The organism is Kribbella sp. NPDC056951, assembly GCF_042674205.1.
GTDB lineage: Bacteria > Actinomycetota > Actinomycetes > Propionibacteriales > Kribbellaceae > Kribbella > Kribbella yunnanensis.
Genome location: NZ_JBHUQZ010000008.1, coordinates 313,627 through 334,714, shown reverse-complemented (window position 1 = coordinate 334,714; position 21,088 = coordinate 313,627). Strand labels below are relative to the sequence as shown.

Genomic DNA, 21,088 nt, shown 5'->3' with positions numbered 1-21,088 from the left:
TCCAGCGGCAGATCACGTGTGACGTCAGAGCGAGGGTACCCCGTCGGAGGGTGGGATGTTCTGGTTCAGGTGGAAGAGGTTGCCCGGATCGTACTTCTGTTTGAGCGCTTGCAGGCGGTCGTAGGCGGCGGGCCCGTAGGCGGAGCGGATTCGGGCGGAGCCTTCGTCGGTGAGGAAGTTGACGTAGACGCCGGACTGGTGTGGTTCGAGGGCTTGCCAGGACGTGCGGACCCAGTCGCGTTGGGCTTCGAAGCCTTCCGGCCCGAGGGTGGCGCCGACGAAGTTGACGGTGTGACCGCTGGTTCGCCCACCGAACGCGGTGCTGTCCGCCGAGACCCGGGAGATCGCGCCGCCCAGATGGAAGACGGGGAAGGACGTGTACGGCGAGTCGATCGCGAGGCCGCGGGCGGCTACGACGTCGATCACGTCGTCGGTGAGTTCGGCGACGTCGCAGGCGCGCATGTAGTACCAACGGCCGTGCGGGAAGCTCGGATCGAGCATCGACTGCAGGGTCAGGTACGGCGTCGGCGTACACCGGTCCAGGAGCGGCGGCGCGAAGGCCTTCAGCGGCGCGAGCAGCCGCTCACCTTCCTCGACCGGTCCGGTGTAGCACGCGACGACGGCCACCACCGGCCGGCCATGCAGCTCGGCCGGGATCATCGGTGACGAAGGCAACCAACGGTGGATCACCGCGGTGGTCAGCTCGTCCGGCACGTCGGCGAGCCAGTCGCGGTAGTGCCGCAGCAGCTCCGGTGACCGGTCCATCGGCCACGCCACGAGGCCGCCGTACACGATCGGCCCGACCGGATGCAGCCGGAACTCGAACTCGGTGACGATGCCGAAGTTCCCGCCACCACCGCGGATCCCCCAGAACAGGTCGGCGTTGACCTCCTCACTCGCGGTCACCAGCTCGCCCTCGGCGGTGACCACATCCACCGACAGCAGGTTGTCGATGGTGAGTCCGTACTTGCGCATCAGCCAACCGATCCCGCCCCCGAGCGTCAGCCCGGCCAGACCGGTGTGCGTCACGATGCCCGACGGCACCGCCAGGCCGAACGCCTGCGTCTCCCGGTCGAGCTCCCCCAGCAGCACACCGCCTTGGGCCCGCGCCGTACGGCGGACCGGGTCGACCCGGATGCCCTTCAGCAGCCCGAGGTCGATCAGCAGGCCGCCGTCGCACGTCGAGTGTCCGGGGAAGCTGTGCCCGCCGCCGCGGACCGCGACCGGCCCTCCGGTACGACGGGCTGTCGCCAGCGCGGACCGGATGTCGGCCACCCCGGTGCAGCGGGCGATCACGCCGGGCCGCCGGTCGATCGACCCGTTCCACACTGCGCGGAGTTCGTCGTACGGCGGCTCACCGGGCCGAACCAGCTCCCCGCGGAAGTCTTCGGTGCGTATGTCCGGAGTGATCGTGCTCATGGCCGACTCCTGCCATCACTCCCCCAGGCCCTCCCTGCGGCCAGTCTGCGCCCGGAACCGGGCGCTGGAGAAGAGTCAGAGCGTGAAGGCCTTGGTGTCCTCGTCGAACGGGCCCATCACCGTCAGGGCGGGGGCGCCGGCGTAGAGCTCGGCGGCCAGGGCGGTGACATCGTCGAGGGTGACGGCGTCGATGTGGTGCAGGATCTGGTCGACCGTGGGGAGTTCGCCGTAGACGAGCTCGGCTTTGGCGATCCGGGTCATCTTGGCGCCGGTGTCCTCGAGGCCCATCACGACCGAGCCACGCATCTGGCCCTTGCCGCGGAGCAGTTCGTCAGGCGTGATCGTGCCGGACGCGATCGACTCCAGCTCGGCGCGGACGACGTCCAGCACCTCAGGCGCCTTCTTCGGCAGACAGCCGGCGTACACGCCGACCATGCCGGTGTCCGAGTACGCCGAACCGAACGTGAAGACCGAGTACGCCAGGCCACGCTTCTCGCGGACCTCCTGGAACAGGCGCGACGACATACCGCCGCCGACGATCCCGTGCAGGACACCGGCGACGTACCGGCGGTGGTCGTTGCGGACCAGGCCCGGCATCCCGAGCACCAGGTGCGCCTGCTCGACGTCGCGGTGGTGGACGCGAGTGCCGCCGTACGTCGGGATGCGCAGACCGGAGTCGGTCCGGACCGGGGACGGTTCGGCGTCGGTGGTGACCCAGTGGCGCTCGAAGGCTTTGCCGACCAGGCGGACGACCTCTTCGTGGTCGACGTTGCCGGCGACCGAGACGACGATGTTGGCGGGCAGGTAGCGATCGCGGTACCAGCTGACGACCTGGTCGCGAGTCAGCGCTGCAACCGATTCCGGCGTACCGGTGATTGAGCGGCCGAGTGGGGACGTGCCCCAGAGTTGCTCGGCGAACAGGTCGTGGATGTGGTCCGACGTCTCGTCGGCGTGCATCGCGATCTCTTCGTCGATGACGTCACGTTCACTCTCGACGTCCGCGTCGGTGAGCGTGGCCGAGGTGATCATGTCGCAGATGACGTCGACCGCGAGCGGCAGATCGGAGTCGAGCACCCGCGCGTAGTAGCAGGTGTACTCCTTGCCGGTGAACGCGTTCATCTCGCCACCGACGGCGTCGATCTCGGCCGAGATCTCCAGTGCGTCGCGGCGCTCGGTGCCCTTGAACAACAGGTGCTCGAGGAAGTGCGTCGCGCCGTTCTGCTGCTCCGGCTCATCGCGGGAACCGACTCCCACCCAGACACCGAAGGTGACCGAGCGGAAGCCTGGTACTGACTGGGAAAGCACGCGGAGCCCGGAGGGCAGGACGGTCCGTTTGACCGGACCGCCCGCCTCCGAGCTCAGCAGTGTGCTCGTGATGGCTCTACTCACTCGGCGGAGTCAGCAACCTTCTCTTCAGCCTTGTCTTCACCCTCGACAACCGGGATCAGCGAGAGCTTGCCGCGGTCATCGATCTCGGCGATCTCGACCTGCAGCTTCTGACCGACCGAGAGAACATCCTCGACGGCCTCGACGCGCTTGCCACCGGCCAGGCCACGCAGCTTGCTGATGTGCAGCAGGCCGTCCTTGCCCGGGAGCAGGCTGATGAACGCACCGAAGTTGGTCGTCTTCACGACCGTGCCCAGGTAGCGCTCACCCTTCTCCGGCATCGTCGGGTTCGCGATCGCGTTGATCATCGCGCGCGCGGCGTCGGCCGACGGGCCGTCCGTCGCACCGATGTAGACCGTGCCGTCGTCCTCGATGGAGATGTCGGCGCCGGTCTCGTCGGTGATCTGGTTGATCATCTTGCCCTTCGGGCCGATGACCTCGCCGATCTTGTCCACCGGGACCTTGACCGAGATGACCCGCGGCGCGAACTCGCTCATCTCACCCGGGGCGTCGATGGCCTTGGCCATCACGTCGAGGATGGTCAGGCGGGCTTCCTTGGCCTGGGTCAGCGCACCGGCGAGCACGCTGGCCGGGATGCCGTCGAGCTTCGTGTCCAGCTGGAGGGCCGTGACGAAGTCCTTGGTACCGGCGACCTTGAAGTCCATGTCGCCGAACGCGTCCTCGGCACCGAGGATGTCGGTCAGCGCGACGTACTCGGTCTTGCCCTTGACCTCACCGGAGATGAGGCCCATCGCGATACCGGCGACCGGGGCCTTCAGCGGCACACCGGCGTTCAGCAGCGACAGGGTCGAGGCGCAGACCGAGCCCATCGACGTGGAGCCGTTGGAGCCGAGGGCCTCGGACACCTGACGCAGCGCGTACGGGAAGTCCTCACGCGACGGCAGCACGGGCACCAGGGCCCGCTCGGCCAGCGCGCCGTGACCGATCTCGCGGCGCTTCGGCGAACCGACCCGGCCGGTCTCACCGGTCGAGTACGGCGGGAAGTTGTAGTTGTGCATGTAGCGCTTGCGCGTCTCCGGGGAGAGCGTGTCCAGCTGCTGCTCCATCCGGAGCATGTTCAGCGTGGTGACACCCATGATCTGGGTCTCGCCGCGCTCGAACAGCGCCGAACCGTGGACGCGCGGCAGGACGCCGATCTGCGCCTTCAGCGGCCGGATGTCGGCCAGCCCGCGGCCGTCGATCCGGACCTTGTCCTTGAGCACCCGCTGGCGAACCAGCTTCTTGGTCAGCGAGCGGAAGGCTGCGGACAGCTCCTTCTCGCGGCCCTCGAAGCTCTCGGCCAGCTTGGCCACCACGGCGGCCTTGACGGCGTCGGTGGCGTCCTCGCGCTCGTGCTTGCCGGCGATGGTGAGCGCCTGCGACAGCTCGTCGGTGGCCTCGGCCTCGACCGCGGCGAACGCGTCGTCGGCGTAGTCCGGGAAGACCGGGAACTCACCGGTCGGCTTGGACGCCTTGGCGGCCAGCTCGGCCTGCGCGTCGACCAGGGTCTTGATGAAGCCCTTGGCGGCCTCCAGGCCCTCGGCCACGACCTCTTCGGTCGGCGCCGTCTTGCCGGCGGCGACGGCCTCGAAGGTGCCCGGGGTGGACTCGGCCTCGACCATCATGATCGCGACGTCACCGGAGTCGGTGACGCGACCCGCGACCACCATGTCGAAGACGGCGTCCTCGAGCTCGGTGTGCGTCGGGAACGCGACCCACTGGTTGCCGATCAGGGCGACGCGGGTGGCGCCGATCGGGCCCGAGAACGGCAGCCCGGCGATCTGGGTGGACATCGACGCCGCGTTGATCGCGAGCACGTCGTACAGCTTGTCCGGGTTCAGCGCCAGGACCGTGATGACGACCTGGATCTCGTTGCGCAGGCCGGAGACGAACGACGGCCGCAGCGGGCGGTCGATCAGCCGGCAGGTCAGGATGGCCTCTTCCGAGGGCCGTCCTTCACGACGGAAGAACGAGCCGGGGATGCGACCCGCGGCGTACATCCGCTCCTCGACGTCGACCGTCAGCGGGAAGAAGTCGAACTGGTCCTTCGGCTTCTTGCTGGCCGTGGTGGCCGAGAGCACCATCGTGTCGCCGTCGAGGTAGGCGGCGGCGGAGCCGGCGGCCTGCTGGGCCAGACGGCCCGTCTCGAAGCGGATGGTGCGGGTACCGAAACTGCCGTTGTCGACAACGGCCTCTGAAAACTGTGCGCCGTCCATCGGCGCGTTGGTGGATCCCGACACGGGATACCCCTCTCTCCTACAGTGTTGACGACTGCGGAGCGCGAGCTATCGGGGTGCCGGTCTTCGATCGAGGCCCGCGGATTCCCTTGAATCCGAAGGTCACTACCGAGGACCGGTCGTCCTCCCGCCACGCGCTTCGCGTCGCCTCGTCGTATTCAGTTGTGATCCAGGCCCACCCTGGGCGTGGATACGTGAGGAGCGGCCACCCAACCTCGGGGGCCGCTCCTCACGACGTCATCGGCGAAGGCCGAGCCGCTCGATCAGGGACCGGTAGCGGTTGATGTCCTTCTTCGCCAGGTAGTTCAGCAGCCGGCGGCGCTGACCGACGAGCAGCAGCAGGCCACGACGGCTGTGGTGGTCGTGCTTGTGCTCCTTCAGGTGCTCGGTCAGGTGCGAGATGCGGTGCGTCAGCAGCGCAACCTGGACCTCGGGGGAGCCGGTGTCACCCTCGGTCAGGGCGTACTCACCCATGATCTTCTTCTTCGTGGCAGCATCAACAGATGACACGGAGTTCCTCTCGATTTCCGTTGCGCGGCGCACCGGGGCTTCGTCACCCGAGCACTCTCGATCCGCGGCCGTCAGACGGCAGCGGCCAGAGTATCAGTCCGTGGACGCGTCACCCTAATTCTCGGTAAGAATCCGGCGTGCCCCATCGACGTCGGCCTTCATCTGCACCAACAGGTCGTCGATAGTTTCGAAGCGGATCTGGCTCCCCCGCAACCGCGCCACGAAGTCGATCGCGATCCGGGCGCCGTACAGCTCCAGGTCGTCGCGGTCGAGCACGTACGACTCCACCCGCCGATCCACGCCATCGAAGGTCGGGTTGCTCCCCACACTGATCGCCGCGGGCATCGGCTCGTCGTACGACGGACCGCCATCGGCCGGCGTGAGCACGGTCAGCCACCCGGCGTACACGCCGTCCAGCGGTACGGCGGCGATCGGGTCGGCCGGGATGTTCGCCGTCGGGTACCCGAGCTCGCGGCCGCGCTTGTCCCCTTCGATCACCACACCAGTCACCCGCAGCGGGCGCCCGAGCGCCTCGGCCGCCGCCTCCACGTCACCCTCGGCCAACTGCTGCCGCACGTACGTCGACGACCACGGCTGGGCATCACCCGCGAGGCTCAGGCCCTCGACCTGGAACCCGTACGTCGTACCGGCCGCGACCAGCGTGTCGACGTGCCCGGCGGCCTTGTGGCCGAAGCGGAAGTTCTCCCCGACCACGATCGCCTTGGCGTGCAGCGTCCCGACGAGAACCCGCTCGATGAACTCCTCCGGCGACCAACTCGCCACGTCCTTGTCGAACGGCAGGATCAGTACGGCGTCAGCCCCGTGCTGCCCGAGCAGTTCCGCCCGCTGACCCGGCTCACTGAGCATCAGCGGCGCGTGGTCCGGCCGCAGTACCCGCATCGGGTGCGGGTCGAAGGTGAGCGCGACCACCGGCAGTGCACCCCCTTGACCACCCAGCTCGGCCGCCCGCGCCTTGGCATGCGCGAGCACCTCCTGGTGTCCCCGGTGCACTCCGTCGAAGTTGCCGATGGTGACGACCGACGGGCCGAACTCCGCACCCACCTCGTCCAAACCGTGCCAGACCTGCATGCCTCCAGGATTCCATGTCGCGACGACCCCGAGGCCACCGGCCCAGGATCAGACCGCGCGGGCGATCGCGATGGCTCCGGCCAGCCGCTCCCCCGCCTCGTAGAACATGTATTCCTTGCCGTCCATGGTGCCGAAGGACGCGGCGGCGCACCGGCCGTTGTCAGGCGCCCCGGCCAGCGGAGTGTGGAACACACCGAGGTGGTTGCGCTTGGTGAAGTCGTTGCCCACTTCGGTGATCAGCATCCGACCGCCGGACGCCTTGTCCTGGTGGTAGATCACGTACGTCGAGTTGTTGCGGTGCACGACCGTCGGCGCACCGATGTTCTGCGAACCGACCTCCTCCGGGCGGATCAGCGAGTTCGGCGAGAAGACCCAGGTGCGCCCGTCGACCGACCGGCCCCAGCCGATGGACCGGCGGTTCGCGGTGGTGTTGATCATGAAGACCATCACGTACTTCGACCCCTTGGCCGGGAGCTCGTGCTCGAACACCCGCGCGTACGACGTCTCCGTCGTACCCGAGGGCATCATCGAGGTCGACAGCACGACCTTGTCGTAGGTGAAGTGGATGCCGTCCTTGGAGCGCGCGAGCCGGGTGGTGGTGTTCTCACCGTGGAAGTACAGCCACATCTCCTTCGCCGACTCGTTCCAGATGACGTGCGGCGACGACACGTGGCTGACGTTGTAGTGCGGGCTCCAGGTGCGCGCCACGATCGGGTTGTTCGGGTACTCCTTGAAGGGTCCCTCGAGACTGTCGCTGTAGCTCAGGCAGATGCCGCCGGGTGCGTCGTGCGGCGCGTAGTAGAGGTAGTAGCGGCCGAGTGGGTTCGCGATCCGCCCGGCCGTTCCGCGGATGCACGGGAAGATCACCTCTTTGCGCGCCGGCTCATAGCTGAGCTTGGACTTGTCGAAGGCGGTCCGGACATACCGGTACGTCGGAAAGCCCGCGGGCGCCGCGTTCGCCGGAGCGGCGTTCAGCAGGGGTAACGCGGCCAAGCCGGCGGTTCCGCGGAGCACGGTACGGCGGGAGATCTGCGTCATACGACCACATCCTCGGGGGCGGGGTTGGTGCGTCGACTGTGATCGCGGGCCGTCCAGCATGTCAAGATGCTAATGCGTATTAGTTAAGGGATTTCGCGTTGCCGCAGGTCTTGACTTCGGTGCTGATGCCCTCGATGCTCGGCTCCATGACGACAGATCGCCGGATGCCGCGCCAGGCGGATATCGCCCGGATCGCAGGGGTCTCCCAGGCCGCCGTCTCGATCGTGCTCGGGGGTAAGCAGTCGGTCCGGATGGCCGAGTCGACCCGGCAGCGAATCCTGGAGGTCGCCGAGGAGCTGGGCTACGTCCCGCATCCGGTGGCCAAGCGGCTCGCGCACTCGCGGTCGAACCTGCTCGGCCTCTACACGTTCCGCACCGCGTTCCCGACGAACGAGGCGGACATCTACCACCCGATCCTGTCCGGGGTGGAGGCGGAGGCCGCGTCACTCGGTCAGGACCTCATCCTGTTCACCGGCACCAGCGGTCCGGAAGCCCGGCAGGAGGAGGCGATCCGCCGTACTCGGATGGCCGACGGCTGCCTGTTCTTCGGCCGGGAGGTCCCGGAGGCCCCAGTGGCCAGACTGGTCGATGCGGGCTTCCCACTCGTCTACATCGGCCGGCGGCCAGAGCTGGGCGGTCGGATCCCCTATGTGGGTGCGGACTACGTCACCGCCTCGGCAGAAGTGCTGGAGCGGCTGATCGGCCTGGGCCATCGCAAAATCCGGTACGTGCGTGAGCCCGACGAGGCCCCCTCGTCGGAGGACCGCCTGCTCGGCGTACTGCAGGCCGCGCCGGACACCGAGGTCGTCCGGCTCGAAGGCTCGGAGCTACCGCTCGATGCGCTGCGCTCCTGGCTCGCCGACGGCGTCACCGCTCTGGTGGTCGAGGGGACCGACACCGGTACGGCGTACCGGGCCGTGCGGACAGCGGTCGACGCGGCCGGGCTCTCCGTGCCGGACGACCTGTCGCTCGCGGTGCTGGGCGGACCGCCCGGTGTCAGCGGGTTCGAGGTTCCGATGCGGGAGATGGGGCGGCATGCGGTCCGGCTGCTCATCGAGCTGATCACCAACCAGGAAACGACACCGCAGCAACTGCTGTGGTGCCCGCCAGTAGCCGGCCGCGAGGTCGGACCGCCAAGGAGTGCTGAATGACTGAGCTCGACACCGAGATTCTCGTGGTTGGCGGCGGGGTCGGCGGCGTCGCAGCCGCACTGGCCGCCGCGTCGGCGGGACACCGGGTCGTCCTGACCGAGGAGACCGACTGGATAGGCGGTCAGTTCACCGCGCAGGCGGTCCCCCCGGACGAGAACCCGTGGATCGAGCAGTTCGGCAGCACGGCGACGTACCGGCGGTTTCGTGAGGGTGTGCGCGACTACTACCGTCGCCACTACCCGCTGCGCGCTGAGGCGGCCGCACTGGTCGACCTGAACCCAGGAGCCGGCCGGGTCAGCAAGCTGTGCCACGAGCCTCGGGTCGCGCTCGCTGTGCTTGAGGCGATGCTGGCACCACACCGCTCGGCCGGTCGCCTGACTGTGCTGCTGCAGCACCAGCCCGTCGCAGCTGATGTCAGCGGCGACCGCGTCGATGCCATCACTGTGCAGGGGCCGGATGGCACTCGCACCACCATCAGAGCGACGTACGTGCTCGATGCCACCGAGAACGGCGACCTGCTGCCGCTCACTGGCACTGAGTTCGCTGTCGGCGCCGAGGCACAAGCCGAGTACGACGAGCCGCACGCACCGGAACACGCGAACCCGGCGAACCTGCAGGGCATCACGTACTGCTTCGCGCTGTCGCATCACGCCGGGCAGGACCACACCATCGACCGGCCGCGGATGTACGAGTTCTGGCGGGACTACCAGCCGGAGTTCTGGCCCGGTCCCCTGCTGGGGTTTGTCGCCCCGGATCCACGGTCACTGGAGCCAGTCCCCCGGACCTTCGATCCGAACCCTGCCGCCGATCCCCTGGCGATCAGCGCCGACCAAAGCGCCGACGCCGGTGACAAGGAGCTGTGGGGCTTCCGCCGCATCCTGGCCCGCAAGCTGCATCAGCCGGGTGCGTTCGACTCCGACATCACGCTGGTCAACTGGCCACTCAACGACTACTGGCTGCGCCCTGCGCTCGAGATCGACGGCGTGACCACCGCTGCGGATGTGGCGCAGGCGCACGACGAGGCGAAGCAACTGTCGCTGTCACTCCTCTACTGGCTGCAGACCGAGGCACCGCGGCTCGACGGCGGTACCGGCTTCCCGGGGCTGCGGCTGCGCCACGACGTGGTCGGTACGGAGGACGGTCTGGCGAAGTCCGCCTATGTGCGGGAAGGGCGCCGGATCCGCGCACTGACCACAATCATCGAGCAGGACGTGTCCCTCGACGTACTGGGACCGACCGGGCGCAAACGGCGTGAGGATTCGGTGGGTATCGGCAGCTACCGCCTCGACCTGCACCCGTCGACGGCGGGCGACAACTATGTCGACGTACCGAGTGTGCCGTTCGAACTGCCGCTGGGCGCCTTGCTGCCACGGCGGATGCGGAACCTGCTGCCGGCCGGCAAGAACATCGGCACCACGCACATCACGAATGGTTGCCATCGGCTACATCCCGTCGAGTGGAACATCGGCGAGGTCGCCGGGCACCTCGCCGGGTTCGCCCTGCGCGGCGGCACCGAACCACACCAGGTCGGCGAGAACCCGGCTGTCTTCGAGGACTTCGCGCGGCTGCTCGACCGCTCCGGTGTCGAGCGCCGGTGGCCCGACGTCCGCGGGTACTGACTTTCCCCTTTGGAGGTGCGGACCATGACGTTCCAGCCAGGTGCCGTGCGGGTCGGGATCGATGTCGGTGGCACGTTCACCGACGCGGTCGCCGTCGACGCACGCACGTTCGAACTGCTCGGCCAGGTCAAGGTGCCGACCAGCCATGACCATCGCGACGGCGTCGCACACGGCATCCTGGAGGCGCTGGAGAAGCTGCGCGCCGACCTCGGTCTCGGCGCGGACGACGTCTCGTTCCTCGCCCACGGCACCACCCAGGCGACCAACGCGCTGCTGGAAGGCGATGTCGCGACGGTCGGCATCGCCGGTGTCGGGACCGGGTTCGACGCCTTCGCGACCCGGCGGCTGCGCTCCTTCGGGAAGATGGAGCTGGCGCCCGGGCGCAAGCTGCCCGTCCACTACGTCGCGGTGCGAGACCCAGCGCGTGCAGGCGCGGCGGTCGACGAGCTCGTGCGGGCAGGTGCCGAGGTGGTCGTCGCGGTCGAGCCTTTCAGCGTGGACGACCCCGGCGGCGAAGACGCGGTCGCGACTGCTGCCCGCGAGCAGGGTGTGCTCGCAGCGGCCACGCACGAGATCACAGGTCTCTACGGCCTCACCAAACGAGCCCGTACGGCGGTCCTGAACGCGGGCATCATGCCGCGGATGGTCTCGACTGCGGATCTGGTCGAGAGCAGTGTCCGGCGGGCCGGTATCACCGCTGCGCTCATGGTCGTCCGTGGCGACGGCGGTGTGATGTCCCTGGCGGAGATGCGCCGCCGGCCGTTGCTCACCGCGCTGTCCGGACCCGCTGCGGGCGTGGCCGGGGCGTTGATGGCAGAGCGACTCAGCGAAGGCCTGTTCCTGGAGACCGGTGGTACGTCCACCGACATCAGCGTGGTCCGCCGGGGACGGGTGCTGGTTCGGCACGCACACCTGGGCGGGCACGAGACCTACCTGCCTGCTTTGGACGTCCGCACGGTCGGCATCGGCGGCGGGTCCCTGATCAGGTACTCCGGCCGCGCGATCACCGAGGTCGGCCCACGCAGCGCGCACATCGCCGGACTGCCGTACGCCTGCTTCGCACCGGCCGCTGTCTGGTCCGGCGCAAAGCTCGTCACCATTTCGCCGCGGCCTGGTGACCCGGCGGACTACGTGGCGATCGAGACTGCGGACGGCACCCGGTACGCGCTCACGCTGACCTGCGCCGCCAACGCGCTCGAAGTCGTGCCGGCGGACAGCTACGCCTTTGCGAACCAGGAGACCTCCCGAGCGGCGATGCAGCCGCTCGCCGCGGCCCTGGGCCTGACCGTGGAGGCGGCAGCACGCGCCGTACTGCGCCAAGCGGTGAAGCCGGTGCGTGCAGTGGTCGACCGGCTCGTTCAGGAGTACCGACTCGATCACCCGACGCTGGTCGGCGGAGGCGGCGGCGCGGCTGCGGTCACGCCGTTCCTGGGTGCGGAGACCGGCCATGACTGGCGGATCGCTGCGCACGCTGAGGTCATCAGCCCACTCGGCGCCGCACTGGCGCTGGTCCGGGAGTCGGTCGAGCGAATCGTGCCGAGTCCGTCCAACGCCGACATCCTGGCCACCCGTGCCCAGGCCGAGGCCGCTGTGGTCGCTCAGGGCGCAGACCCGGCAGGAGTCGAGGTCGACGTCACCGTGGACCCACAGCGCAACCTGATCCGAGCGGTCGCGACCGGCGCCACCGAGCTCCGCACAAAGGACCGGGCCGCCACTCTCGACGCCGCTGAGGTGCGCTCCGCCGTGGCACGCAGCATCGGCGTCTCCAACTCCGAGGTCAGCGAGCTTGCGGCCACACCGCAGTACGGCGTCTTCGGTGCGCGGACACGTCGGCACCGGTTCGCCAGATCCGCCGTACGCCTCCGGGTGGTCGACGGCGAAGGCGTGATTCGCCTGCACAGCAACGGCGCGGTGGTCGAGACAGTCGAAGCCGGTACGGCGTCCGCCCGGCTCGCCGTACTGGCGGATCAGCACACGCGGTATGGCGACGGTGGTGCGCGCGTGCCCGCGGTGTGGCTGCTGGTCGGCCCGAAGATCGCCGACCTGTCCGGAGTGCTCGACCGCGACCAGCTGATCGCCCTGGCCGGCGCCGAACTGAAGACCCGAGCAGACGACGAGCAGGTCGTCCTGATCCTGGAGGACCGCGGATGAACGACCTGGACCTGGCCGTCGGCCTGCTGCGTGACACACCCACCCACGAGAACCGCACCGGCGAGCAACTGCGGTCCTGGGCGCGGACGGCACTCGAGTACGGCGACGAACTGGCCTCGACCGACACTGCTGTCGACATCCGCGTGGTCGAGCGCGAGGGCGGCGTACGGAAAGGTGAACTGCTGCTGGCGGAACACCAGCGCGGCACAGTCATCGTCTACACCGACGCGTTGCGCCGTACCGAGGAGGTGGCGCGCGAGCGTGGGTGGCCAGTCACTCGCGAGTCCTTGCACCGGGCCGCGGTTGCGCACGAGGTGGCGCACCACAGTCTCGACGTACGCGAGCTGAACCGGCGGCTCGGCCACACCGCTGCCCGGCTCGGGCCCTTCCGGCTGCGTGGACACGTGGCCGGGGCAGACGAGATCGCCGCCCACCGCTTCGCTCATCGCCGCAGCGGCTTGGCCGTCAGCCCCTTGCTGCTCACCGCCGCCCTCGCGGGAAGGAACTGATCATGGGAATCGCGATCCTGATTCTGATGGCCGTCGGAGTGGTGCTCATGCTCACCCGGGTGCTGCCGACCGCGTTCGCACTGGCCCTGCTCGCGATCGGCATCGCGCTGATCTCGGGCGCACCGTTGACCGGCGGGAAGGAGAGCATCCTGACCGGCGTGCTGCAGAACGGCGCCATCACGCTCGCGGCGACGATGATCGCCGTACTGCTGGGGTCCTGGCTCGGTTCGCTACTCGACCAGACCGGCATCGGCGGCACGCTCGTGCGGAAGATCGTGGAGTTCGGCGGTGAGCGCCCGGCGGTCGTGGCGCTCGGCGTCTTCGCGGTGTCGATCCTGTGCGGAAGCATCACTGGATCGGCGCCGGCCGCGATGCTCGCCGGAGTCGTAGGCATCCCGGCGATGATCGCCGTCGGCCTTCGCCCGGTCGCGGCGGCGGGCACGGTCCTGATGGGGATCTCGGCCGGGTCGCCGTTGGAGCTGCCGGTGTGGCAGTTCATGTCCGACGCGCTCGGTGCGCCGGTCTCCGAGGTCCGGACGGTCATGATCAGGCTGTTCCCGATCGCGCTGGTGGTGGGGATCGCCTACGTGCTTGTGCAGACCCGCCGGGGTGCGCGGCACGCGTGGGCGGTGCAGCTGGAGCGGCCGAAGGCGCGCGTCCGACGCGGCGACGCTCCCTGGTACGCCCTCGCCACGCCGCTGATCCCGATCGTGCTGGCCCTGGGATTCACGATCCCGATCGTGCCGTCGCTGCTCGCCGGGGTGGTCTATGCGTTGGTGACCACGACGAGATGGGGTGACCTGAACGAGCGGGCGCTTCGCTCGCTGTACAAGGGTTTCGAGGTCGCCGCGCCGCCGATCGCCTTGTTCGTGGCGATCGGGATGCTGCTCGCGGCGGTGAAGCTGCCGGGCGCCAAGACCGCGCTGACGCCGATCGTGGCGGCGATCAGCCCATCTGCCCCGATCTGGTTCGTCGTGGTCTTCGCCGCGCTGGTACCGCTGTGCCTGTTCCGCGGTCCGCTCAACGTGTTCGGGCTCGGCGCCGGAGTGGCCGGCGTACTGGTGAGCGGTGGCATCTACCCGATGGCCGCGGTCGTCGGGCTGATGGCGTCGTACAACCAGGTCTTCAGCGTCTCCGACCCGACCAGCACCCAGACAGTGTGGGCGGCCCAGTACGCCGGTGTGCGGCCCGAGCGGTCGATGCTGTCGACGCTGCCGTTCACCTGGCTGGTCGGGCTGGGCGGGATGGTGCTCACGGCGGCTCTCTACCTTTGATCCGTGGTCACCCCTTGTAATCGGCGCGTCACTCAACTTACTGTGGGCCGCGTTGCCGAACCTTGGGGAGGTCCAGTGAAGTTTCACCGTGCGATCGCAGCGGTTAGCGGGTTGCTGATGACGGCGGCGCTGACCGTCCCCGCGCACGCGGACGTCCCACGCTTCACCGAGTACGTCGCTCTGGGTGACTCCTACACGTCGGCGCCGTTCGTGCCGATCCCGGATCTGCTGTCGCTCGGGTGCGCGCGCTCGTTCAGCAACTACCCGAAGATGGTCGCGGGCGCGCTCGGCATCTACCACTTCACCGACGTCAGCTGCGGCGGCGCGGACACCACGCACATGCTGAACCCGCAGAGCACGGTCCTCGGTACGGCGCGGCCGCAGTTCGACGCGCTATCGCCGGAGACCGACCTGGTCACGGTCGGGATCGGCGGGAACGACTTCGGGGTGTTCGGCTCGATCATCAGCACCTGCCCGGGGCTGCGCGCCTCGGATCCGACGGGCGCACCCTGCAAGGCGCACTTCACCGTCGACGGCGTCGACACGCTGAAGGCGAAGATCACGCAGACCCAGACCCGGATCGCGACTGTTGTCCAAGGCATCAAACAACGGTCGCCGCAGGCAACGATCCTGCTGATCGGGTATCCGAAGATCGCGCCCGAGCACGGCACCTGCCCGGACATCCTGCCGTTCGCCGACGGCGACTACAGCTACCTGTACTCGATCGAGCAGGCGCTGAACGCTGCCGTGTCGAACGCGGCTGCGGCCAACGGAGCGACGTACGTCGACACGTTCGGACCGTCGACGGGGCATGACGCCTGCGCGCCGGACGGCGTGGCGTGGATCCAGGGCAAGGACCTCAACCTGCTCCGCGCGGCCAACTACCACCCGCGCTATGAGGGTCAGGCCGGTGTCGCGTCGCTGACCTTCAAGAAGCTGACCGGCGCGCCCGCCACCGTGACTGCCTCTGAGCAGGCCGCGTGGGCGGCTAAGGGCCGTGAGCTGACCAAGGCCGCTGCCACATCCAAGGCTGTGCAGGCCTCCAATGACCGCGTACGGACCAGCGCGCAACGCTGACCCTTTCCAATCCGTACGCGACCCCGAGCCGGGCCACATCACGCGTGGCCCGGCTCGGCGGTGCTTTTACGGCAGCTGTGCCGTCAGCTCGGTCAGGGCCTGGCCGAGCGGCAGGTTGATCCGGTGCAGCGCATACGGGTCGCCGCGAGTGATGCCCTGGTTGACGATCAGAACCGGCGTACCGGCCTTGGCTGCGTGCCGGACGAAGCGGAAGCCGGACATGACGGTCAGGGACGAGCCGAGCACCAGTACGGCGTTGGCCGCGTCGATCAGGCGGTAGCAGCGCTCCACGCGCGACTTGGGCACGTTCTCGCCGAAGAACACCACGTCTGGTTTGAGCACTCCCCCGCAGACCGTGCACGGGACGACGCTGAAGTGCTGGACCACCTCATCCGGCAGCTCGACGTCGCCGTCCGGGTTGATCCGGGTCGCCTCGGCCTCGAAGCCTGTGTTGGCTGCGCGCAGTCTCGCGTCTAGTGCTTCGCGGGCGGACGTCGTACCGCAGTCCAGGCAGATGACGCGGTCGAGGTTGCCGTGCAGCTCGATCACGTCTCTGGCCCCGGCGGCACTGTGCAGGCCGTCGACGTTCTGCGTGATGACGCCGGTCAGGTAGCCCCGGGCCTGGAGGGCGGCGACGGCGCGGTGGCCGTCGTTCGGGTGGGCGCGGGCGATCGTCCGCCACCCCAGGTGGCTGCGGGCCCAGTAGCGCTGCCGACCGGCCTCGCTGGTCGCGAAGTCGTCGTACGTCATCGGGGTGTGCGTCCGCAGGCTGCCGGTCTCGCCGCGGTAGTCGGGGATGCCGGACTCGGTGGACAGGCCGGCGCCACTGAGTACGACGACCTTCCGGCCGCTGACGATCTCGGCGAGCGGCCCGACATCCGTCGTACCGGGCTCGAGCGCGAGAACGTCAGGGCCGGGAGCCCACTGCAGAGTCGGACGGGAACGCACCACTCCAGGGTACTTACCGGCGCACGCCGAGGGTGGCGATCAGGTCCTCGTGCAGCTCGAACCACACGCGGTGGCGCTCCTCGACCTCTCCAGCGCTCGCGTAGCGCGTGTCATAGCCGGCGAAGCGGTCCAGTACGGCGGTCAGCCGCGCCTCCAGCGGTGTGAGCTCCTGGCCGATCGCTGTGAGCTCGTTAAGCACGCTCTGGTCCCAGATGGCGTCGGTGTGGTCGTTATAGGCCAGAGGGTCGTCAGGAGTCGGTTTGAGCTGCCAGTTGGTGCAGGCGGCCTGCAGACGGCCGTTGAGCGGCAGGAAGTCGTCGTACGCCGCTTGGACGCTCGCCCGATGCGGTCCGAGCTCAGCCGCGAGCTGGCGCTCGTTCTCGGCCCGGCCGCGCTCCGTGAGCGACCAGCCGCCCACACCCGCGAACTCGCTCCAGCTGACCCAGCCATAGGCCTGGTAGTCGAGCAGCAGTTCCTTAGCCAGAGCCACGTCGAGCTGGAACCGCTCCGCGACCGCAGTGTCGTCACCGACACCGAGCACCCGGACCGCATGCAGGACGAGGAGGTCCGGCGTACTCATGACTGGTCCTGCTTCGTGGTCAGCCGGTCCAGGCGCTGCTGGCAGGCCTGCGGCGAGTTGTACCCGAGCGCCCGGGCCATCTCAGCCCAGGTGATGCCGAGGCCACGCGCAGCGAACATCAGCCCGGTCTCCAGCTGGTCGATCTCCGCCCGCGCCGCCGGCAGCAGCTGCAGTGCGGCTCTCGCTGCAGCGCGGTCGTCGGTGTTCGACGCCAGGAAGAAGTGGATGAGGTCAACGGCTGAGGGCGGCACCGGCGCGGGCTGCCACGGACGGCGGTCGAGCTGGTCGGCGCCGAGCGCTAACAGCTCTTCCCGGGCATCCGCCTCCCGCTGCGCCTGCGCGTGGTCGTCATTGCTTTGCATGCTCGAACAGTGGATCATCAACGAAATGTTGTCAACAAAACATTGAAAGGATCGTCTGAGTGATCAGTCTTGCGGAGGCAGGTCCGGACGCCGGCCCGAAGGCCGCGACCCTCGGCAACCTCCTGCGCGCCGGCTTCCCGGTCCCACCCGGCTACGTCGTACTCCCCGGTGACGTGCCTGTGCTCACGGACCTGCCGGACCGCCTGTACGCCGTTCGCTCGTCGGCGTCGACCGAGGACACGGCTCAGCAGTCGGCGGCCGGGATGTACGACTCGTTCCTCGGCGTCGACCGGGCGGCCCTCGCGGACCGGATCGCCGCGACTCGGGCGTCACTGTGGTCACCGCGGGCGGCGGACTACCGCCGTACCGACGCGCAGATGACGGTGATCGTCCAGCAGCACGTCGAGGCGGACGTGTCCGGCGTGCTCTTCACCGGATCGCCAACGCAGGTGGAGGCCTCGTGGGGACTCGGCGAGAGCGTGGTCAGCGGCCGCGTCACCCCCCGACGCCTTCACCCTCGTCAACGGCGAGCCCACCGACCGCCGCCTCGGTGACAAGTCCACCCGAGTAGACCGCACCATCACAACCCCGGTCTCCCCCGCCGACCGCACCCGCTACTGCCTCACCGACACCCAACTCCGCGACCTCTGGCACCTAGGCCAAGCCGTCGAACACCACCTAGGCGCACCCCAAGACCTCGAGTTCGCCTTCGAACGCAACCACCTCTGGCTCCTCCAGGCCCGCCCCATCACGATCCCCCTCCAAGGAACCTCCGGCAGCCCCGGCATCGCCACCGGCCCCGCCCGCCCAGTCCACACCCCCGCAGACTTCCCCCGCGTCCACCCCGGCGACATCCTCATCTGCCGCTACACCGACCCTGCCTGGACCCCACTCTTCCGAGTCATCGCCGGCATCATCACCGAAACCGGCGGCCGCCTCTCCCACGCCGCCATAGTCGCCCGAGAACACCACATCCCCGCCATCCTCGGCGTACCCCACGCCCTCACCATCCCCGAAGGCACCCCCCTCACCCTCAACACCACCACCGGAACCATCACCCCCCACCCCCGCCCAACCCCACCTTGAGCCCCCACCACCCACAGATCACGCCCGGCAATGGCTGAACCGCGCTCAAAGTGCGGAACGAGGCACCTTGAGCACCCACCAACCACGAACCACCCGCCGGCGCGACTGAGCCGTGCTCAAGGTCGCGCGCGAAGACCACCTTGGGCACCCACCAACCACGGATCGCGCCCAGCAATGACTGAACCGCGCTCAAAGTGCGGAACGAGGCACCTTGAGCACCCACCAACCACGAACCACCCGCCGGCGCGACTGAGCCGTTCCCAAAGTCGCGCGGGAAGACCACCTTGGGCGCGCATCAACCACGGATCGCGCCCGGAAGTGGCTGAAGGGTGCTCAAAGTGGGGAATGAGGTGCCGTGGGGTGTCAGGTGAGGCGGGGTGGGCCTGCCTTGAGGCGGTGTTCGGCGGTGGTGCGGACTGTGGTGGGGTCTTGGGAGGACCAGTCGGCGTCTATCCACCAGGTGGCGCCGGCTTCGGCCCAGGGGCGGACTGTTTCGGCGGCTGCTGGGTCGGTGGCTGAGGTGGTTCCTTCGACGACGATGTCGTAGTCGTCCATGGTGAGGCTGTGGGTCGCACGTTCCTGGCGGATCCAGGCGACTCCTTCGGCCAGGAGCTCCGGTGTGAGTTCGCCCGGTCCGTCGACAGGGGCGTAGTACGGGAGCCAGCCGTCCTGGAGTGCGGCTCGGCGCATCGACTTGGGGCGCGGCCAGGCGCCGACCACCCAGGTGGGGATCCGCGGTTGCTGCACGGGAGGTGGTGGCGCGGGTGGTACCAGTTCGGGGAGCTTCTGGGAGCGGTAGTGCTGGCCGGTGAACTCGAAGGGCTGGTCCCGCCACAGGTGCTGCAGCATGTCCAGCGACTCGTCCATCAGCTCAGCCCGGACCTTCCGCCCCGGATCGTCCTCGAAGATCCAGAACCGTTGCTCCCCGGTCACGCCGAGCCCGACCGACAGGATCACCCGCCCGTTGCTCAGGTTGTCCACCGTCGACGACTGACCGGCCACGTCCCACGGCTTGCGGCGTGGCAGCGGCGTCAGCATGGTCCCGAGCCGGATCCGCTCGGTCACCATCGCGGCCGCACCGAGCATCACCCAAGCGTCGATCCCCCAAATCGACTCCCAGACGAAGAAGCCGTCCCACCCGTGTTCCTCGGCGAGCGCGGCCAACTCGGCCGCCGCTCGTGCGTCCCCTGCGGGCATCACGAAGCCGTAGCGCATAGCCGCCAGGCTACGACTCCAGAAGCTCCACGTCAGCCGACGAAGACCGCAGTCGGCTTCGCCACCGGCCCGTGCGGTTCGTAGAGAGCCAGGAACGTCCCGGTGGGGTCGAACATGGCGGTTTGGCCGGGCGCGAGGTTCAGCCCCGGCAACGGACGGCCGGTGCGGATGGCGGCTGCCTGCTCGACATCGGCGTCGTACCGGGGAAAGGTGCTGGCGGCAACATCTGCGATGGGCAGCCAGACGAAGTCCTCGGCGAGCTCCTCGAGCGTGTGCGCAGCCTTCAGATCAAAGGACCCAACCCTGGTACGGCGAAGCGCCGTCAGGTGCCCGCCCACTCCCAGATCGGCACCGAGGTCACGAGCCAGCGCACGGATGTACGTCCCGCTCGAACAGTCAACGGACACGTCGATATCGATCCACGTCTCCCCGACCCGCACCTCGAGGATGTCGTACCGCGACACCGTCACCGTGCGAGCCTTGAGCGCAACCTCCTCGCCCGCACGCACCCGCTCATAGGCCCGCTTACCGTCGACCTTGATCGCGGACACCGCCGACGGGATCTGCGAGATCTCACCCCGGTACGCCGCCGCTGCGGTCCTGATCGCTTCCACGGTGACGCCATCGACCGGAGCAGTCGAAACAACTGAACCCTCCGCGTCATCCGTCGTCGTCACCGCGCCGAGGCGGATCGTGGCGTCGTACGACTTGTCGGCGAGCTGGAGATGACCGAGCAAGCGGGTCGCGCGGTTGAGGCCGGCGACCAGGACGCCGGTCGCCATCGGGTCCAGCGTGCCGGCATGCCCCACCTTGCGGGTCCCTGCCAGCCGCCGGACCCTCGCGACGACCGTGTGCGAGGTCATCCCCGCGGGTTTGTCGACGACGACGATGCCGTCCGAGGACGGCGTGAAGTCACCCACTAGTCTTCGGCGTCCTCGTCTTCGTGCGGCTTCTTGTACGGGTCGGCGTCACCGGCCGGCTTCGCACCGGCGGCGGCCTTGGCCACCTCGGCGTCGGCCTGGCGGGCCTTCGCGAGCAGTTCCTCGATCTGGCCGGCGGTCTCCGGGACAGCGTCCAGGTAGAACGCGACACTCGGCGCGCGCCGCAGCCCGAGCGCCTTGCCGACCTCGCTGCGGATCAGCCCGCGGGCCGACTCCAGCGCGGCCGCGGTGGACGCCCGGTCCTGCTCATTGCCGTACACCGTGTAGAAAACGCTCGCCTCGCCCAGATCGGCGGTCAGCTTCGCGTCCGTCACGGTGACGAATCCCAGCCGCGGGTCCTTGACCCGGCGCTCCAGCAACTCGGCGACGAGCACCTGGATCCGGTCGGCCAGCTGCTTGGCCCTTGCTTCGCCCATCAGGGCTCACTCCCTCATTCATGAAGAACGTCCGGAGAGACGTTTGACCGTCTCTCCGGACGCTACTCCTCGACGGCTCA

At 68.8% G+C, this 21,088-nt stretch carries 20 protein-coding genes; 8 read left to right on the top strand and 12 right to left on the bottom strand.

What is annotated here, in order from left to right:
• Positions 1-24: 24 nt before the first annotated feature.
• The 6 genes from ACFTSF_RS29265 to ACFTSF_RS29240 form a co-directional block, all read right to left on the bottom strand.
• A complete protein-coding gene (locus ACFTSF_RS29265) occupies positions 25-1,419 on the bottom strand; it encodes an FAD-binding oxidoreductase (protein WP_380157310.1) in 1,395 nt (464 codons plus the stop codon).
• Positions 1,420-1,494: 75 nt separating this feature from the next.
• The gene (locus tag ACFTSF_RS29260) at positions 1,495-2,808 is read right to left on the bottom strand and encodes a M16 family metallopeptidase (protein WP_380157308.1); all 1,314 of its coding nucleotides are present in this window, start codon (positions 2,806-2,808) and stop codon (positions 1,495-1,497) included.
• Complete coding sequence (locus ACFTSF_RS29255) at positions 2,805-5,021, bottom strand: polyribonucleotide nucleotidyltransferase (protein WP_344151233.1); 2,217 nt, start codon at positions 5,019-5,021, stop codon at positions 2,805-2,807. The genes ACFTSF_RS29260 and ACFTSF_RS29255 overlap by 4 nt, the downstream gene beginning before the upstream one ends.
• Before the next feature lie 258 nt (positions 5,022-5,279).
• The gene (gene rpsO / locus ACFTSF_RS29250; protein WP_344151080.1) at positions 5,280-5,552 is read right to left on the bottom strand and encodes a 30S ribosomal protein S15; all 273 of its coding nucleotides are present in this window, start codon (positions 5,550-5,552) and stop codon (positions 5,280-5,282) included.
• 114 nt (positions 5,553-5,666) lie between these two features.
• Positions 5,667-6,641: a bifunctional riboflavin kinase/FAD synthetase gene (locus ACFTSF_RS29245; protein WP_380157306.1), complete on the bottom strand. Its 975-nt coding sequence runs from the start codon at positions 6,639-6,641 to the stop codon at positions 5,667-5,669.
• A 48-nt stretch (positions 6,642-6,689) separates the two neighbouring features.
• Positions 6,690-7,679 carry a hypothetical protein gene (locus tag ACFTSF_RS29240; RefSeq protein ID WP_380157304.1) on the bottom strand — a complete coding sequence of 330 codons (990 nt, stop codon included), beginning with the start codon at positions 7,677-7,679 and terminating at the stop codon, positions 6,690-6,692.
• A gap of 146 nt (positions 7,680-7,825) precedes the next feature.
• Here ACFTSF_RS29240 and ACFTSF_RS29235 point away from each other — a divergent pair, with 146 nt between their 5' ends.
• From ACFTSF_RS29235 to ACFTSF_RS29210, 6 genes are all read left to right on the top strand, one after another.
• On the top strand, positions 7,826-8,830 hold the full coding sequence (locus tag ACFTSF_RS29235) for a LacI family DNA-binding transcriptional regulator (RefSeq protein WP_380157302.1): 1,005 nt from the start codon (positions 7,826-7,828) through the stop codon (positions 8,828-8,830).
• A complete protein-coding gene (locus ACFTSF_RS29230; protein ID WP_380157300.1) occupies positions 8,827-10,449 on the top strand; it encodes an FAD-dependent oxidoreductase in 1,623 nt (540 codons plus the stop codon). Before ACFTSF_RS29235 ends, ACFTSF_RS29230 begins: the two co-directional genes overlap by 4 nt.
• Before the next feature lie 24 nt (positions 10,450-10,473).
• Positions 10,474-12,600, top strand: a complete 2,127-nt coding sequence (locus tag ACFTSF_RS29225) for a hydantoinase/oxoprolinase family protein (protein WP_380157298.1) — start codon at positions 10,474-10,476, stop codon at positions 12,598-12,600.
• Positions 12,597-13,109: a hypothetical protein gene (locus ACFTSF_RS29220; protein WP_380157296.1), complete on the top strand. Its 513-nt coding sequence runs from the start codon at positions 12,597-12,599 to the stop codon at positions 13,107-13,109. Before ACFTSF_RS29225 ends, ACFTSF_RS29220 begins: the two co-directional genes overlap by 4 nt.
• A 2-nt stretch (positions 13,110-13,111) precedes the next feature.
• Entirely contained in the window at positions 13,112-14,383 is a 1,272-nt protein-coding gene (locus ACFTSF_RS29215) for a hypothetical protein (RefSeq protein WP_380157294.1), read from the top strand.
• A gap of 75 nt (positions 14,384-14,458) precedes the next feature.
• The gene (locus ACFTSF_RS29210) at positions 14,459-15,460 is read left to right on the top strand and encodes an SGNH/GDSL hydrolase family protein (protein WP_380157292.1); all 1,002 of its coding nucleotides are present in this window, start codon (positions 14,459-14,461) and stop codon (positions 15,458-15,460) included.
• A gap of 66 nt (positions 15,461-15,526) precedes the next feature.
• Here the strand turns inward: ACFTSF_RS29210 and ACFTSF_RS29205 are convergent, their stop codons facing one another.
• From ACFTSF_RS29205 to ACFTSF_RS29195, 3 genes are read right to left on the bottom strand one after another with little or no spacing between them, the layout of a single operon-like run.
• Entirely contained in the window at positions 15,527-16,408 is an 882-nt protein-coding gene (locus ACFTSF_RS29205) for an NAD-dependent protein deacetylase (protein WP_380157290.1), read from the bottom strand.
• 13 nt (positions 16,409-16,421) lie between these two features.
• Positions 16,422-16,988: a transcriptional regulator gene (locus ACFTSF_RS29200; protein ID WP_380157289.1), complete on the bottom strand. Its 567-nt coding sequence runs from the start codon at positions 16,986-16,988 to the stop codon at positions 16,422-16,424.
• On the bottom strand, positions 16,985-17,350 hold the full coding sequence (locus tag ACFTSF_RS29195) for a hypothetical protein (protein WP_380157287.1): 366 nt from the start codon (positions 17,348-17,350) through the stop codon (positions 16,985-16,987). The genes ACFTSF_RS29200 and ACFTSF_RS29195 overlap by 4 nt, the downstream gene beginning before the upstream one ends.
• Before the next feature lie 59 nt (positions 17,351-17,409).
• On the opposite strand from ACFTSF_RS29195, the gene ACFTSF_RS29190 reads away from it, so the two are divergent.
• Entirely contained in the window at positions 17,410-17,904 is a 495-nt protein-coding gene (locus ACFTSF_RS29190; RefSeq protein WP_380157285.1) for a PEP/pyruvate-binding domain-containing protein, read from the top strand.
• Positions 17,905-17,929: 25 nt separating this feature from the next.
• On the top strand, positions 17,930-18,436 hold the full coding sequence (locus ACFTSF_RS29185) for a PEP-utilizing enzyme (protein WP_380157349.1): 507 nt from the start codon (positions 17,930-17,932) through the stop codon (positions 18,434-18,436).
• Positions 18,437-18,799: 363 nt separating this feature from the next.
• On the opposite strand, the gene ACFTSF_RS29180 is transcribed toward ACFTSF_RS29185, so the two are convergent.
• Genes ACFTSF_RS29180 through rbfA form a run of 3 tightly spaced genes read right to left on the bottom strand, consistent with a single transcriptional unit; the run spans position 18,800 to position 21,008 of the window.
• Positions 18,800-19,651 (bottom strand): LLM class flavin-dependent oxidoreductase, encoded by an 852-nt coding sequence (locus tag ACFTSF_RS29180; RefSeq protein WP_380157283.1) that lies wholly within the window; start codon positions 19,649-19,651, stop codon positions 18,800-18,802.
• Between the two features lie 32 nt (positions 19,652-19,683).
• Positions 19,684-20,571: a tRNA pseudouridine(55) synthase TruB gene (truB, locus tag ACFTSF_RS29175; RefSeq protein WP_380157282.1), complete on the bottom strand. Its 888-nt coding sequence runs from the start codon at positions 20,569-20,571 to the stop codon at positions 19,684-19,686.
• Positions 20,571-21,008: a 30S ribosome-binding factor RbfA gene (gene rbfA / locus ACFTSF_RS29170; protein ID WP_344151038.1), complete on the bottom strand. Its 438-nt coding sequence runs from the start codon at positions 21,006-21,008 to the stop codon at positions 20,571-20,573. Before rbfA ends, truB begins: the two co-directional genes overlap by 1 nt.
• Positions 21,009-21,088 lie beyond the last annotated feature (80 nt).